15 protein-coding genes and 2 other annotated features are annotated in these 15,323 nt (G+C 40.1%); of the genes, 13 read left to right on the top strand and 2 right to left on the bottom strand.

From position 1 onward, the window contains the following. The first annotated feature begins 168 nt into the window (after positions 1-168). The 5 genes from BN6556_RS05995 to BN6556_RS05975 all read left to right on the top strand — a co-directional run bounded on the left by BN6556_RS05995 (position 169) and on the right by BN6556_RS05975 (position 4,655). Positions 169-528, top strand: a complete 360-nt coding sequence (locus BN6556_RS05995) for a hypothetical protein (RefSeq protein ID WP_066188350.1) — start codon at positions 169-171, stop codon at positions 526-528. Between the two features lie 190 nt (positions 529-718). Beyond that, positions 719-838, top strand: coding sequence for a DUF6440 family protein (locus BN6556_RS22465; protein WP_262361283.1), 120 nt, complete (start codon positions 719-721; stop codon positions 836-838). Positions 839-1,269: 431 nt separating this feature from the next. After that, positions 1,270-2,121, top strand: coding sequence for a 3D domain-containing protein (locus BN6556_RS05985; protein WP_066188349.1), 852 nt, complete (start codon positions 1,270-1,272; stop codon positions 2,119-2,121). A gap of 373 nt (positions 2,122-2,494) precedes the next feature. Beyond that, positions 2,495-3,784 (top strand): Gfo/Idh/MocA family oxidoreductase, encoded by a 1,290-nt coding sequence (locus tag BN6556_RS05980; RefSeq protein WP_066188347.1) that lies wholly within the window; start codon positions 2,495-2,497, stop codon positions 3,782-3,784. 220 nt (positions 3,785-4,004) lie between these two features. Beyond that, entirely contained in the window at positions 4,005-4,655 is a 651-nt protein-coding gene (locus tag BN6556_RS05975; RefSeq protein ID WP_316245314.1) for a 3-dehydroquinate synthase II, read from the top strand. Between the two features lie 45 nt (positions 4,656-4,700). Here BN6556_RS05975 and BN6556_RS05970 read toward each other — a convergent pair whose 3' ends face one another. Further along, the gene (locus BN6556_RS05970) at positions 4,701-5,306 is read right to left on the bottom strand and encodes a hypothetical protein (protein ID WP_066188342.1); all 606 of its coding nucleotides are present in this window, start codon (positions 5,304-5,306) and stop codon (positions 4,701-4,703) included. A 585-nt stretch (positions 5,307-5,891) separates the two neighbouring features. Between BN6556_RS05970 and BN6556_RS05965 the strand changes: the two genes are divergently transcribed. The 8 genes from BN6556_RS05965 (at position 5,892) to trpA (ending at position 14,516) form a co-directional block, all read left to right on the top strand. Next, complete coding sequence (locus tag BN6556_RS05965) at positions 5,892-6,857, top strand: DUF3800 domain-containing protein (protein WP_066188340.1); 966 nt, start codon at positions 5,892-5,894, stop codon at positions 6,855-6,857. Between the two features lie 577 nt (positions 6,858-7,434). Continuing rightward, positions 7,435-7,674, top strand: a binding site (T-box leader). 186 nt (positions 7,675-7,860) lie between these two features. Further along, positions 7,861-8,078 (top strand) — a binding site (T-box leader). Between the two features lie 65 nt (positions 8,079-8,143). Next, complete coding sequence (gene trpE, locus BN6556_RS05960) at positions 8,144-9,523, top strand: anthranilate synthase component I (protein WP_066188338.1); 1,380 nt, start codon at positions 8,144-8,146, stop codon at positions 9,521-9,523. Then, entirely contained in the window at positions 9,520-10,107 is a 588-nt protein-coding gene (locus BN6556_RS05955) for an anthranilate synthase component II (RefSeq protein ID WP_066188336.1), read from the top strand. Before trpE ends, BN6556_RS05955 begins: the two co-directional genes overlap by 4 nt. Next, positions 10,104-11,129, top strand: a complete 1,026-nt coding sequence (gene trpD, locus BN6556_RS05950) for an anthranilate phosphoribosyltransferase (protein WP_066188334.1) — start codon at positions 10,104-10,106, stop codon at positions 11,127-11,129. The genes BN6556_RS05955 and trpD overlap by 4 nt, the downstream gene beginning before the upstream one ends. A gap of 1 nt (position 11,130) precedes the next feature. Beyond that, positions 11,131-11,910: an indole-3-glycerol phosphate synthase TrpC gene (trpC, locus tag BN6556_RS22460; RefSeq protein WP_066188331.1), complete on the top strand. Its 780-nt coding sequence runs from the start codon at positions 11,131-11,133 to the stop codon at positions 11,908-11,910. Positions 11,911-11,913: 3 nt separating this feature from the next. Continuing rightward, positions 11,914-12,540, top strand: coding sequence for a phosphoribosylanthranilate isomerase (locus BN6556_RS22455; RefSeq protein WP_066188330.1), 627 nt, complete (start codon positions 11,914-11,916; stop codon positions 12,538-12,540). Continuing rightward, positions 12,521-13,732 (top strand): tryptophan synthase subunit beta, encoded by a 1,212-nt coding sequence (gene trpB, locus BN6556_RS05935; protein WP_078059943.1) that lies wholly within the window; start codon positions 12,521-12,523, stop codon positions 13,730-13,732. The genes BN6556_RS22455 and trpB overlap by 20 nt, the downstream gene beginning before the upstream one ends. Next, positions 13,725-14,516, top strand: coding sequence for a tryptophan synthase subunit alpha (gene trpA, locus BN6556_RS05930; protein WP_066188325.1), 792 nt, complete (start codon positions 13,725-13,727; stop codon positions 14,514-14,516). Before trpB ends, trpA begins: the two co-directional genes overlap by 8 nt. A gap of 114 nt (positions 14,517-14,630) precedes the next feature. Here trpA and BN6556_RS05925 read toward each other — a convergent pair whose 3' ends face one another. Next, positions 14,631-15,089 (bottom strand): DinB family protein, encoded by a 459-nt coding sequence (locus BN6556_RS05925; RefSeq protein WP_235817459.1) that lies wholly within the window; start codon positions 15,087-15,089, stop codon positions 14,631-14,633. Positions 15,090-15,323: the final 234 nt, after the last annotated feature.

Below are 15,323 nucleotides of genomic sequence, written 5' to 3'. Positions count from 1 at the left end.
CAATAACGATTGTAATGAATAGAAAAGGCATTCATTTTGTGCATTGTTTTACTGTATTCCACGTATTACAATGAATATATAGACAAGATAATTAGTCAGGTGTGAACGTAAGAGGTTAAATGGCGTTCATAAAATCATTCTTAGTTAACATTAGGAAGGAGCATGAATATGGATCTCTTACGTAAATATTGGCTACCTGTATTGATTTACCTGCTGACTTTTCTCATTGTCCCTTACTTTATGATGGAGCAAGTAGAGGATGGATTAGCACTTGCTATCATTGATTTATTTCTACTTAATTCCATTGCTGTCTTTTTTGGTGTTTGTTACATCACTTACAAGTATGGTTTTGATTGGGTGAATTTGCTTATCATAGCGCTTCTATACTTATTGTCTTGTTATACCATTTGGAATGAATCGGCCCTTGTTTACTTTGTTCTTTATGGGATCGTCGCTGGTGTTGGCCTTTTAGTAGGTTATCTTTTCAGAAAGAAACTAGGAAACATACACAATAGAAAACCAGTTTAATCTTTTCTGTTTATAATCATATCAATTATTTTGATTTTTAGACAATGAAACAATGTGAAAAAGTGGCAGATAAGTGAGTGCAACTAGTTGTGTGAAACTTGAATCAAAAAAACAAATGAGGAGTGTAATAATGTCAGATAATCGTTTTGAAGAAGTTTATACTCAAGGAAAATAGAAGGTTACTAAGGTTATTCGTGATAATGAGACAGGTGTTTTGTATATGCTGCATCAAGAAGGCTATGGGGCTGGATTGACTGTTATGGTTGATCAAGACGGTAAGCCTCTAGTGGATAATCATTTTAAAAAGTAAAGAGGACCCGCCAATGATAAAGAAATGTGAAAAACGATTAACTTGAACAAAAAAAGACCCACAGCCTTCTAAAACTGTTGGTCAAAAAGGGACACTGTTTTGCGAGGAAAATGTAAAGCATGATAACTTGGAACAACTATAGTATAGCAAAGGATTGCAAAGCAGTAGTTAAGCACAGGTTAAGTTTTTGTAAATTTAGGATATGTCCTTTGCAGCCAAATAAAAAGCCAGTCAGCTTGCAAAAATAACATAAAATGAAAAAAATATTGCGAAACCATGTATAAAATCTAGCAATGTTGCCCAATAATGACGAGTGTGACAAGCTTTTGTAACATCGTAATCTTTGTTACAAACTCTTAATCTCAGTGTAACCACAGAGCTATTTTTGTGTGTTATATTGGGGCTTGTCAACATGAAAGGAGGCAACATTGATGAAAAAAGTTTTAATGTCAATGGGCGTTGTAGCAACTAGTTTTTGTATTGCTTTACCAATCTCTGCAGCAGAATATGAGGTGGAACAAGGTGATAACTTGTGGTCCATTGCTGATGAAAATAACACATCAGTTGCGGAATTGAAGGATCTTAATCAACTAGATTCAACCATCATTCATCCAAACCAAATCTTACAGATAGATAAAGAAGAAATACATGTGGTAGAAAAAGGAGAAACCCTAGGTGAGATTGCTAAAGAACATGGGGTAAAAGTAAAAGACCTCAAAGATTGGAACAACCTTGACTCACATATTATCCAAATTGGACAAGAATTAACGATTGAAGAGTCTAACAAGGAAGCAGCTCCTTCCACTGAACCGAAGCAAGAACAACCTCAACAAGAAACTGCAGAGGAACCTCAACAAGAAGAACCTCAGCAAGAACCAGTTGAGCAAGAACAACCTAAGGAAGAAGAAGTTACAGCGGAACCAACTAGTGCTCCTGCTGAAGAACAAACGGCCGAAACACCATCAACAGAATCCGATTCTTCTCAGCAAAGTGGAGAAACTATCAACGTAACGGCTACTGCCTATACTGGACAATGTGATGGATGTTCTGGAATTACTGCAACAGGTATTGACTTGAATGCCAATCCAAACGAAAAGGTGATTGCAGTAGATCCGAACGTGATTCCATTAGGTTCTAGAGTACATGTAGAAGGTTACGGTGAAGCAATTGCAGGCGATACTGGCGGTGCGATCAATGGAAACAAAATTGATGTGCATGTGCCAACAAAAGATGAGGCATACAGCTGGGGCGTTCGCTCTGTAGAAGTTACTATTTTAGATTAATAACCACATTTATTACTTAACTCTCTCACACCGCCATGTGAGGGAGTTTTTATTTTTGACGCAAATCCCACAGCTGTAAATAATCAATGATTCACTGTTTATGTATTATGTAAATTCCCAAAATTAAGATAATATAAACTTATTTTAGAATAATAAGCAGTTATTTTATGGGCGAAAAGTACAGGTTAAGCACGATAATAGATGTTTGATAATTAATTGAGAGAGATTAAAACAATCCCTCCAGCTAAAGTATCGATAACTATTTCTTGAATTTTTAAAGATAAAAAAGCACTTGCTATTTTTTGTGATGTCCTTTAAACTAAAATAACAACGTTGTTATTTAAGCGATTACAAAAAATGAGAGGTGCAAAAAGTGAAGAAAAAGTATGTACTGGTAGGGACAGGTGGACGTGCGGAATTTTTTTATGGGTCGATGGTTCGAGATTTTCAGCAAACTTGTGAGCTAATGGCTTTTTGTGATGTGAATCAGACGCGGATGGACTATGCCAATCATTTGTTGGAAGCATCTTATGGAGCAGCGAAAGTCCGTACTTATTTAGCTTCGCGATTTGAGGAGATGATCAAGGAGGAGCAGCCGGATATTGTGATTGTTACCTCCATGGACCGTACGCATCATCGTTATATTATCAAGGCATTGGAGCTAGGGTGTGATGTCATTACCGAAAAACCAATGACCGTCGATGCGGAGAAAACACAAGCAATTATTGATGCGGTAGAGCGTACTGGTCAGCAGGTGCGAGTTACCTTTAACTATCGTTATGCTCCACATAACACAAAAGTACGTGAATTAATACGTGATCAGGTGATCGGCAGGGTAAATTCTGTCCATTTTGAATGGGCGCTGGATACGCAACATGGCGCGGATTATTTCCGCAGGTGGCATCGTGATAAACGTAATAGCGGCGGCCTGCTTGTGCATAAATCAACCCATCATTTTGATCTGGTTAATTTTTGGCTGGATACCGAGCCTGATATAGTCTATGCGACAGGCGGTCTGCGTTTCTATGGAAAGGAAAATGCTGAAGAGCGTGGTGTGACCAAGTTTTATGAACGAGCTTATGGCAGTGAGGTGGCGAAAGAAGATCCATTTGCGATTGATATGGAAAGCAATCCGCATTTAAGAGGGATGTATCTGGATGCAGAGCATGAAGATGGTTACCATCGCGATCAAAGTGTCTTTGGTGATGGTATTAATATAGAAGATACCCTTGGTGTCAACGTGACCTATAAAAACAAAGCAATTCTAACCTATTCCTTAAATGCTTATCTGCCATGGGAAGGATTCCAAATTGCCTTTAACGGAACAAAAGGGCGCATTGAACTATCTGTTGGAGAACAGTCTTATATTAACTCAGGCGGTGAAAAAAGTGACGAGGGTAAATTAAAACAAAAGTCACTCCGTGTTATTCCGATGTTTGGTGAGCCTTATGAAGTAGAAATTGAAGAAAAAGCAGGAGGTCACGGCGGCGGTGATCCAGAATTATTACATGATCTATTTGGCGATCCAAAAGAAGATGCCTTCCATCGTGCTGCTTCTCATGTGGATGGTGCTATCTCTATCTTGACGGGAATTGCAGGGAATCAGTCATTGGCAACAGGGCAGGCTGTAAAGGTAGATAGTTTGGTTGATTTAAAGCGTTAATAAAGATAGAAACGAAGAAGCTGGTTCCATGAGAGAGCCAGCTTCTTTATTTTTAACAAAGGTCAAGATCTATCACCTTTTTTCTGCTATATCCTCTATTCCTCTTGCTCCAATTCGACCGAGTCATTATTGATGGTCTGGCTTTCCATCGAGAAACCCAACACGCTGAAGCCAGTGATTAATAGAAGAAATAACACAATCAATAATTTTCTCATGAGCCATCCCTCCATTTGTCAATCCAAACTATATTGTATATCATAGAGAGCATAAAAACTATAGAAATTTTGTGGAAATATTTCAAAAAAAAAGAGGGGGAGACTTCATGGGTCATTCATTACAAGAAGCGGAAGTGGTGCAAATAGAAAGCATTGGCGAAGGGGCACGCGTCTGTCTGGATTTTGTCGATCAGTTAGCACCAACAGAAGGGCTGTTAGTCGGCAACACAGGTCATGGTTACTTGGTCGTGTTAGCAGAGAATCGCACAACGGATACCTACCCGGCAAGACCTTTTCGTATTAATGTTGGAGCTATTCATCATTATTTGATCAAAGAAGGAGAGCAGTCGGCTTATCTGGCGGAATTGCAGCCAGGAAATCGACTTTCACTGATTAACGAGAAAGGAGAGACGCGCTCTCTAGCCATTGGAAGAATCAAGATCGAAAAACGTCCATTACTAAGGGTGGTTACTAAGATAGGAGAAACGGAGATATCCGCTACATTACAGGAAGCAGATAGTGTCCATGTATTAGGACCTAATCAGGAGGAGAAGCAGATCCTATCTTTAGAAGTGGGCGATCAAATCATGATCTGTGTTGACCAGCCCGGAAGACATTTAGGAGAGAAAATAGACGAGGAGATTGTTGAGTTTTGAAGTGCCATGGTGAAATCTCCACTGCAAGAGATTTCACCTATCTTATTAAATCAAAAAAATGGAAAGAAAGATAAGCGCAAACGTAGCTAAAAAGCTCAGCGTTACAACCGATTTTGCGGAGCTATTCGATTTCGACAGGAATGATACGAGTATCCAATATAAACCTGATATCAACAAGGATGCAAAAAGAAAAATCAACCATCCATTCTGTTCAGCGCCGATCTGAAGCTCTCCGGTAATGCCTAAAAAGATAAACAGGCATATAAGTAATACTTCAGTTATCGTAAAAATAACCGGGACTTTTTTCCAAAAACGATGCTGAAAGAAATCTTCATGCTTCTGGATTTGGAAATAAACGATGAGATAATTAAATCCTAAAATCACCAAAATAAACAGCGAGATACTTAATTGTATAGCGCCGCTTTGGCTGGATGATATAAAGGCAGAAAAAAGATCATGACCTTTGATTTCTATAAAAATAAAAAATAAGGCCAAGACGAAGATACTAATGATTTGGTAGATACTCCACTTCTTAATGAGTTTCACCTCGCTTGTTTCATTTGTAAATGCAAGGTAACAGAATCCCAGACGCAAGACCCTTTGCAAGGCGATTGGAAATCTGCTGAACTTCATTAAATGGATCTTCAGCATGTAACTCCACTCGGTGAACTGTCATCTTTGTGCAAGCCCATATCGTCAGTTGTTGGTGATCCTATCGTTGTATGGACAGCAAACAGACCCTATATGAACCGAGACGTGCAAAACGAGGACCGGGTTGTGGCATGGAGGCCGGTTTTTCTTGCATGTTATACCAACAAGCTAAAACTCCTTTTGTGAAGAATTTTACAACTAGTTAGCAATCCAGTCCTCTACGGTCAGTACATATGACATCTATCCACAAGTTATACTCATAAATCAAATCTACCAGCCGTGAAAATCAGTGAATTTGTGCCAACCTTAAAAGACCATTAAATGAACAAAGTTTTGTGAAAGATTCAGTAGTTTGATATAATTAAAAAGAACTAGAAGCAAGTTCCGGTTCTTGATAAAAATGTCCTATTAAAATAAAAATAGCTCAACCCTGCAATAATCGGTAGCGGGGTAAAGCTATTCAACGTGCACTTGTGTTACAACTCTGCCTGAAATGGTAGCAAAGGAATAACACTAGATTACCTTTAGATTACACTATTATTCATTGAAAGTCAATATTATAATTTAGCAAACAAGGAGGTTAAAATGAACTATCTAATTTATTTCGACGAGTCAAACAAAATAGACCAATTTAATGAAAGGTTTTCATATTACGGCGCTTATGGTGCTTCAGATAAATCTTTAGCAGAGATAGTGAAAATAATAAGAAAAATATATATAGACAATCATTCAAAAAGTGAGCTTCATTTTACAAAATATACAAAAGATACAAACATAAAAAAGTATTTTAAAACTTTAAATGCCGTTATAACAAGTGAGCTTAGAATAAATATTCTAATCGTAAATAATGAAGATGCGTTATCTTCAGCAGCTAGATTGGGTTTAAACACAGAAGAATTGAGAAATTTGTTCTATATTAAAATACCTGAACGGCTATTTTATGGCTTAACAAGAGATTTATCTGATTTAACAAAAGACGACAAACTAGTTTCTGTAAAATTAAAAATCGACAATAATGAAGAGTATGAAAAACTTAATCTAAATGAAAAATTAGTTGAGCAAATGAATGCACATGCTGCCTATAGAAATAAAAACTATCGTGTAATGAAATCAATTACACTTGATTCAAAAAAATCAATTCCATTACAAATAATTGATACCTTTATGGGGATAGTAGTATTTCTCATCGAAAAAAGTTATATGGATAATACGAATTCAACTATTATAAAAAGCGATTTAATTTATAGAGTTCTTATAGAAAAAGCCAATATTTATCGCTTCCAAAAGCAAATTAAATTATTTGAATGGACGGGTAGTGAAGAATTAAAAGAAATAAATATAGGTGACTACCTCTCCTCTTTTATCGTTTATAAATCAAACTATGATATAGAAGAAATAACAAAAATGAAAGATATTTTGCTGACTAATCCTTCAATTAAGACTAAAGATTTACGTAATATAATGGGATATCCTAATACGAGAAGGAACCAATTATTAGGATATAGAAACCATATTGAAGGTATTGGAAGGAACTCTTTTCTTTTGAACTAAGGAAACTTGATTTGACTGATTTAATAATTCTAGCTCTCCTAAATGATTTAAAACATCGCGCTCGTTGATTAGATCATTACCTACTATACAGCTTCTCTTCTCTTTCTTACACCCTATCAATTTCCACTTAATAAAGCTTTACTTTATCAAATAAATGTTTGTAAATAAATTAACAATATAACAAAAAATATAAAAACTGATAAAATTACCTAATTGATAGAAATTGGATGAATATAATAATATACAATGGTAACCAAGCTAGAGCGTGTAGGCTCCTTTGTTTAAAGTAACATAGTTATAATTTATCAAAGGAGAAGAGAATATCGGTGAGGCAATCCTTTAAAGTAAGCAAGTAGAAGCAACAGAAGAATAGTTATGTTGGTTTGTTACAAATAGAAGTTTTAGGAGGGGTGCATGAAAGTCTTTTTAAAGCGGTTACTGAATCAAGTGTTTGCTCAACTACCCGAATATTCCCATCCCCTAATCAGCATCAAACTATCCAAATTTTCTGACCATTTTGATCAAAAATGATTGACAAATGCTGACGACCGTACTATGATAGTAACAACATTCTAAATCAATGGCGCAGACGAAGAGTAGTAGCTTGATTCCTCATACAATAAGAGAGCTGATGGTTGGTGTGAATCAGCGTATGGGATAAGTGAATGGACTTTTGAGCTACCAAACCGAACGATTTTCTAGTAGGCTTTGGCGAGAATCCCACTCGTTATAAAGGGAACATGTTGCATAGACATGATAAGTGAGTTGCTTTTTGGCAGCTAATAAAGGTGGTACCACGGGTTTCCTCGTCCTTTGCGGATGGGGAGACCCTTTTTGTATACAAGAGGATGTTCAAAAATCCAATAAAAATGACGCATCGAATTTCTGCGTTGGCTTGCTCTTCCGGTACTCACGTATGAAAGGCATACGATCCGTTCCTCTGAGCTGCGCCGCCTTGAACTTCTTGGTCCTTTTTATCGAACTTTTTGAACTAGCATTATAAATAAAATCAGTGAGAAGGAAGAGTACAGCAATCCACTGTATCAAAGAGAGCCGGGGTGGCTGGGAACCTGGCATACATGAATGTTGGAATGGACCTTTGAGAGTGCCTTAGAAATCAGAGTACAAGGCAACGATTCATCCTCGTTAACGGATCATGAGTGGAAGGTAGCTTTTTTGCCTTCAATATAGGTGGCACCACGGTGAGAAACCGTCCTTATGCATACTGCAATCGGTATGTATAAGGACGGTTTTTTTAATGAAAAAATGATAGAGGAGTGACAGCAATGATCTCATATAAGAGTGTTACATTAAATGGTGATACGATCACACCAATCACCATTTTTCATCGACTGAAAGGGAAGAAAAAATTTTTATTAGAGTCTTCTGGTAGTCATAGTGATAAAGGACGATATTCGTTTCTTGGCTTGAATCCATACAAAGAAATTATTGGTGCAGCAGCTGAAACCGTTGTGAAGAATCATACGACTGGCACAGAGGAGAAGGTGCAGGAGAAACCACTGGAGGTTGTCAAGGCGCATATCCCGAAAGAGGAACTGCCCTTACCATATGCCTTTTACAGCGGAGCGATTGGCTATATTGGCTATGACACCATTCGACAATATGAAGACATTGGCGAGCTGTTGGACGACGAGATCCATATGCCGGATGTACACATGATGTTTTATCAAGATGTGATTGTCTTCGATCATATGAAACAACAGTTGACATTAATGACCGTGAACCTAGATGGAACTAGGGAGAATCAACAGCTAGAGCAGCAATTAGAAAAGCTTCAGGAAGATATTTTAACACCAGAGAGTTATATGCCTGATGAAGATTTAGCCATTAGCTTCAATACTTCCATCTCTAAAGAAAAATTTATGGGGATGGTGGAAGAAGCGAAACAGCATATTAAAGATGGAGATATTTTTCAGGTGGTGTTGTCTCAACGAATGAAGGCAAGTTTTACGGCAGATCCATTTGTTTTCTATCGCAAATTAAGGGTAGCTAATCCATCTCCTTATATGTATTTTATTGATTTTGATGATTATATTGTGTTGGGAGCTTCTCCAGAGAGCTTGATCAAGACAACGGGTACTCAAGTAGTGACCAACCCTATTGCTGGAACAAGACCGCGGGGGCAAACGGTGGAAGAAGATCAGCAATTAGCCCTTGATTTATTGGCGGACGATAAGGAATTGGCCGAACATAAAATGTTAGTTGATCTAAGCCGGAATGACTTGGGGCGTGTGTGTGAAACGGGATCGATTACGATTCCTAAGTATATGGAAGTCGAACGTTTTCAGCATGTCATGCACATCGTTTCAGAGGTCCATGGGCAGCTAACCCCAGCTTATACAGGGTTAGACGCCTTAATATCGGCGTTACCCGCTGGAACTGTCTCTGGCGCACCGAAGATTAGGGCAATGCAGATTATCAATGATTTAGAGAATAAGAAGCGCGGCACTTATGCTGGAGCCGTTGGTTACATCAATATGAATGGGGATTTGGACTTGGCATTGGCCATCCGCACGATGATGATTAAAGGACAACAAGCATATGTGCAAGCAGGAGCAGGGATTGTATATGATTCCGATCCCGCACTAGAATACCAGGAAACACTTAACAAAGCCAAATCCTTATTGGAGGTGACCCAGAAATGATATTATTAATCGATAATTATGATTCCTTTACCTATAACTTGTATCAATATATTACGGAACTGGGAAAACAGGTTGAAGTAGTGCGTAACGATAAAATCACGATCGACGATATGGTGACAATGAACCCGGAAGCTATTATTCTTTCGCCGGGACCAGGAACACCGGAACAGGCCGGTATTTGTATCGAGGTGGTAAGGCAGCTTGCCAACAGGTTCCCGATCTTAGGTATTTGCTTAGGACACCAAGCTATTGGGGCGGCTTACGGAGCGGACATTATCCATGCAGGACAGATTAAGCATGGTAAGACATCGATGATCCGGCACCAGAATGATGAAATCTTTAATTACCTGGAACAGCCGTTAGAGGTCATGCGCTACCATTCACTAGTAATCGATCAAGCGACGCTGCCTAATGAATTAGTCATAACGGCAACGGCCATGGATGACAGGGAGATTATGGCCATCAAACATACCTATTTACCCGTTTATGGGTTGCAATTCCACCCTGAATCTATCGGTACAGGCAAAGGCAAGAAAATATTGAACAATTTCTTTGAGGCGATTAGAAAGGAGCAAAAGGCATGAAGGCATATTTGAAAAAGGTGTTGGAAAAAGAAGATTTGTCACTGAAAGAAATGGAAGAAGCAGCGAGATTTATTTTTGCTGAGGATACAAATGATATAACGATCGGAGCGTTTTTAACGGCATTAAAGGCCAAAGGGGAAACCGCTGATGAAATTACTGGTCTTGTCAATGTGTTGTTAGAAATATCACCTCTGGCACTTCCGGATGAATTGGACGAGGCGATGGATAACTGCGGTACCGGAGGGGACGGTTCACAAAGCTTTAATGTCAGTACGACCTCCGCCTTTGTGATCGCAGGTGCAGGAATTACCGTTGCCAAGCATGGAAATCGCAGTATTTCCAGTAAAACAGGCAGTGCCGATGTCTTAGAATACCTCGGAGTGCCGTTAGAGTTTACACGACCAGAAACCTATGAGATCTTAAAAGAGAATGGTATCGCTTTTTTATTTGCTCCTAATGTACATCCAGCTATGAAGCGGGCGATGACAGTGAGAAGAGAGTTAGGTGTTCCAACCATTTTTAACGTGATAGGGCCATTGACTAATCCCGTTAAGTTAACCTCTCAATTGATGGGTACTTATCATCGTGAATCATTAGAGACGATGGCAAGAGTGTTAGGGAAATTAGGACGCAGGCGTGCCTTAGTCGTGAATGGTGCCGGACATATGGATGAAGCCTCTTTAGCTGGAGAAAATCATTTGGTATTATTAAACCATGGTCAGATTGAAAAATTCACCCTTCATCCCGAAGAGACTGGATTGCCAGTGATTGATAATGACTTGATCAAAGGTGGCGATGCGAAAGATAATGCCGTGATATTACGTCAGGTATTAGAAGGAAAGAAAGGTCCGCATCGTGATACGGTTTTATTAAATGCAGGATTGGGTATTTTTGCCAATGGAACAGCAGAAACGGTGAAACAAGGGATAGAATTAGCACGGGAGTCGATTGATTCAGGAGCCGCATTGGCCAAACTGGAAAACCTTATTACGATCAGCAATAAACTAAAGCAAGGGGTATAGTATGACGATCTTAGATAAGATTTTAACGGAAAAGAGAAAAGAAGTGGATGTATTAAAGCAGGATTATAAGCCAGGTACTATTCAAGGCAAACGAGTGAATGTTTCCTTATTCGATACTTTTATGCAGTCGGATCGAATGAGTATTATTGCTGAGATGAAGCGGGCTTCGCCATCTAAAGGCCTAATTAATGATGGCGTGGATCCAGCCGAGCAAGGACGTCTATATGAGGATTGCGGAGCAGGAGCCATTTCCGTATTAACCGATACGCCTTTTTTTCAAGGGTCCATTCGCGATATGCAGGATGTGCGAGAAGTTGTTCATGTACCCGTATTAAATAAGGACTTTATTATCGATGAGATTCAAATAGACCGTGCGTATGATGGTGGAGCTAACTTGATTTTGTTGATTGCAGCGGCCTTATCAGAAGAACGGCTGGCGGAATTGTATGCTTATGCAGCGAATAAAGGTTTAGAGATTTTATTTGAAGTGCATAATCAGGAAGAATTACAAGTAGCCAAGCGGCTGGGAGCTCGAATTATCGGCGTGAATAATCGTAACCTAAAGACATTTGAGGTTGATCTTGCTGTTACGGAGCAATTGGCCGCCGAGATTGACACGGAAAAAGTGCTTTTGATCAGCGAAAGCGGAATGAGAACGACCGCAGATGTCGAAAGAGTGAAAAAGGCAGGTGCTAAGGCGATCCTGGTCGGCGAAACGATGATGCGTTCTGGCGATTTAAAGGAAACCTTTCAATCATTAAGAATACCGTTAGGAGAATGAGTGATGACTCAAGTCAAAATATGTGGACTGCGAAATCAAGCAGCTGTGCAGACAGCAGTAGAAGCAGGCGCTGATTTTATTGGATTTGTGTTTGCCGATAGTAAGCGGCGTGTGACTAAATCGGAAGCGGCAGAACTGGCAACAGCCATCCCGGATCATGTCAAAAAGGTTGGTGTCTTTGTTAATGAGGACATCGCAACAATACATGACATTGCTGAGACAGTAGGTTTAGATTATATTCAGCTACACGGCGACGAAACTCCTGCCTTTTGCGAAAGATTGAACTATCCTGTGATCAAGGCATTTGAAGTGCATAACCAGCAAGATTTAGAGCGGCTAGCCGATTATGATTGTGCCTATTATTTATTAGATAGCCCAGCTGGCCGTTATCGTGGCGGAAGTGGTCAAGTCTTTGACTGGTCTTTAACAACGTCGTATGATTTTTTGGAGAAAAAGATTTTATTAGCTGGCGGTTTGCGTGCAGATAATGTATCCGAGGCGATAAAGGAAGTGCAGCCGGCTGGAGTGGACGTATCCAGTGGTGTGGAGGCAGATGGAACAAAGGATCTTACAAAGATCAAGGCATTTATACAGGCGGTAAGGAAAGGAGATGACAATCGTGGCATATAACGTACCAAATCAAACCGGTCATTATGGAGAATACGGGGGCAGGTTTGTACCAGAAACATTAATGCCCGCAGTATTAGAACTGGAGAAGGCTTATCATGAGGCAAAAGATGATCCAGCATTTAACGAGGAATTTCAACATTACCTAGAGGAATACGTCGGCAGGGAGACACCGCTTTACTATGCCGAACGATTTTCGAAAAAACTGGGTGGCCCGAAGATCTATTTGAAGCGGGAAGATTTAAACCATACTGGCGCACATAAGATTAATAATGCGCTGGGCCAAGCCTTGTTAACATTACGAATGGGAAAAAAGAAGGTTGTAGCTGAGACGGGTGCTGGACAGCATGGTGTAGCGACGGCAACGGTCTGTGCCTTGCTTGGTTTAGAGTGTGTGATTTTTATGGGTAAAGAGGATGTACGCCGGCAAAAATTGAATGTTTTCCGAATGGAGCTTCTAGGGGCCAAGGTAGAGAGTGTTGAACAAGGAAGCGGCACGTTAAAAGACGCGGTGAATGAGGCGTTACGTTACTGGGTAAGCCATGTCGAGGATACTCACTATATTATTGGTTCGGTCGTAGGTCCGCATCCATTTCCACAGATTGTTCGCGACTTCCAAAGCATGATTGGGTCAGAGACAAAACAACAATTGCAGGAAAAAGAAGGTTGCTTGCCGGATGCTGTGGTTGCTTGTATCGGCGGTGGCAGTAATTCGATGGGGATGTTTTATCCATTTGTAGAAGATGAAACGGTAAAGCTCTATGGTGTAGAAGCTGGCGGTGAGGGTGTGGATACGGATAAGCATGCCGTCACATTAAACTATGGAAGCAAAGGTGTCCTGCACGGTACGATGACCTATTTGCTGCAGGATGATAATGGCCAGATTCAAGAGGCACATTCGATTTCAGCTGGTTTGGACTATCCAGGAGTTGGGCCAGAACATAGCTATTTGCGTGACCAGGGTCGGGTGAACTATGTTGATATAACCGATGCGGAGGCATTGGAAGGATTACAGGAACTATCGAAAACAGAAGGTATTATCCCGGCATTAGAGAGCGCCCATGCGATTGCCTATGCAACGAAGCTGGCAAAAGAGATGAAAGAAGATGAAGTGATGGTGATTTGTCTATCGGGTCGTGGTGATAAAGATGTAGAAACCGTCCGTGAGGCGTTAGGTGGTGAAGCAAATGGGTAAACAAAAACTAGATCAGGCATTTGCGGAAGTATTGGAGCGAGGCGACAAGGCCTTTGTGCCATATATAATGGCGGGTGATGGCGGTTTAGATCAGCTGAATGAGCAATTGGCTTTTCTTGAGGAAGCGGGAGCGACGGCCGTTGAATTAGGAATTGCCTTCTCTGATCCCGTTGCGGATGGTCCAACGATTCAGGAAGCAGGTTTACGGGCGTTGAAGCAAGGTGTTTCGTTAAGCGCCGTGTTAGAGAAATTACAGGAAACAAAAGAAACGCGGCAACTACCAATTGTGTTGATGACCTATATCAATCCGATTCATGCCTATGGGGTGGAAGCATTCGCTGCGACTTGTGCAGACGCTGGCGTGGATGGCTTGATTATTCCTGATTTACCATTGGAAGAGGAAGGCATGATCGTCCCTGCCTTACAGAAGAATGCGATTGCCTTGATTCGTTTGGCTGCCTTAACCAGTACCGAGGAGCGCCTTGTGGAAATCGCTCAACGCACCGAAGGCTTCTTATATGCAGTCACCGTAACGGGCACAACGGGAGTGCGCAGTGCTTTTCAAGAAAACTTAGGCGAGCATTTGGCGAGATTACGTAAACAGAGCAATGCCCCTGTATTAGCTGGATTTGGTGTGTCTACGCCAAAGCATGTAACCTCACTTACCGAGCATTGCGATGGCGTGGTCGTCGGCAGTAAAATCGTAGACGCTCTGCATAAGGGAGAGCGTGAGGAGATTCGTGCGTTGATTGCCGCAGCGAAAAAAACGGTCAAGGAGGAGTAATCATGCAGTAGTTGGAAATGAGTGAGAAGCGCTGACTCTAAATGAAAATAAAATAAAACAAAACACCTTTTTAACCTATTGTTCAGGTAGAAAAGGTGTTTTATTATGAAATAATTATCGGACAAAGGTAATAAAATCAATACTAACAGGTTCGTGATGATTGGTACGGAGGTCTGCATTTATTTGTCCTCGATGATAATGGCCGTGGAGTGCTACATGTGTTAGAATATCTCGAATCGAGTTTTGAAATGCTGCCTCTTTACTATTTTTATAGGTTATTATTCGATCTAAATCGGTTTCATTTAATCTATCGAGAAACGCGGTAAAGCCTGCTTGATTTCTGCTTGCCATTTTTTTGCAGTCTGCGATGGTCGTTTCCTGCCAGATAGGCAATGATGAACTATCTTGTTCCTGCATCCTGGTCAGCCATACGGTTTCTGCAAAAAGAATATGAGAAAATAATCGGATGGCTCGGGAATTTTCTGTTTCCGTGTTCTGCAATGTTTCGAGCATGATTTGGTTAGCCCAATGTAGGTGGTCGTACATGTTTATTATTGTTTTCAAGTGTATCATCCCTCCTTTTATTTTTATTATAACAGGTTTAATATGATGGAAATGCACGTCAAAATCTATCTCAGCAGTTGTATAACAGAGAAGAATAAAAGTAGCTATAATAATAACACTTAACAGGTTGCCCCTTGTTTTTTTCTTACTCTTGTTTCTAGGCAAGATAGAGGGTTTTCCTTTCGCTACACTACAATCTTTATTATAAATAGAGATAAAAAACTAAAATATATGAAATGTTCA

The organism is Gracilibacillus timonensis (genome assembly GCF_900086715.1).
GTDB lineage: Bacteria > Bacillota > Bacilli > Bacillales > Amphibacillaceae > Gracilibacillus > Gracilibacillus timonensis.
This window is presented reverse-complemented; position numbering and strand designations above follow the sequence as displayed.

Excerpts from the sequence above, each read along its gene's own strand:
- BN6556_RS05965 (WP_066188340.1), top strand. The coding sequence starts at position 5,892 with ATGAACTATCTAATTTATTTCGACGAGTCAAACAAAATAGACCAATTT.
- BN6556_RS22455 (WP_066188330.1), top strand. The coding sequence starts at position 11,914 with ATGACTCAAGTCAAAATATGTGGACTGCGAAATCAAGCAGCTGTGCAG.
- BN6556_RS05970 (WP_066188342.1), bottom strand. The coding sequence starts at position 5,306 with ATGCTGAAGATCCATTTAATGAAGTTCAGCAGATTTCCAATCGCCTTG.
- BN6556_RS05985 (WP_066188349.1), top strand. The coding sequence starts at position 1,270 with ATGAAAAAAGTTTTAATGTCAATGGGCGTTGTAGCAACTAGTTTTTGT.
- trpE (WP_066188338.1), top strand. The coding sequence starts at position 8,144 with ATGATCTCATATAAGAGTGTTACATTAAATGGTGATACGATCACACCA.
- trpA (WP_066188325.1), top strand. The coding sequence starts at position 13,725 with ATGGGTAAACAAAAACTAGATCAGGCATTTGCGGAAGTATTGGAGCGA.
- BN6556_RS05995 (WP_066188350.1), top strand. The coding sequence starts at position 169 with ATGGATCTCTTACGTAAATATTGGCTACCTGTATTGATTTACCTGCTG.
- BN6556_RS05925 (WP_235817459.1), bottom strand. The coding sequence starts at position 15,089 with ATGATACACTTGAAAACAATAATAAACATGTACGACCACCTACATTGG.
- trpD (WP_066188334.1), top strand. The coding sequence starts at position 10,104 with ATGAAGGCATATTTGAAAAAGGTGTTGGAAAAAGAAGATTTGTCACTG.
- trpB (WP_078059943.1), top strand. The coding sequence starts at position 12,521 with ATGACAATCGTGGCATATAACGTACCAAATCAAACCGGTCATTATGGA.
- trpC (WP_066188331.1), top strand. The coding sequence starts at position 11,131 with ATGACGATCTTAGATAAGATTTTAACGGAAAAGAGAAAAGAAGTGGAT.
- BN6556_RS05955 (WP_066188336.1), top strand. The coding sequence starts at position 9,520 with ATGATATTATTAATCGATAATTATGATTCCTTTACCTATAACTTGTAT.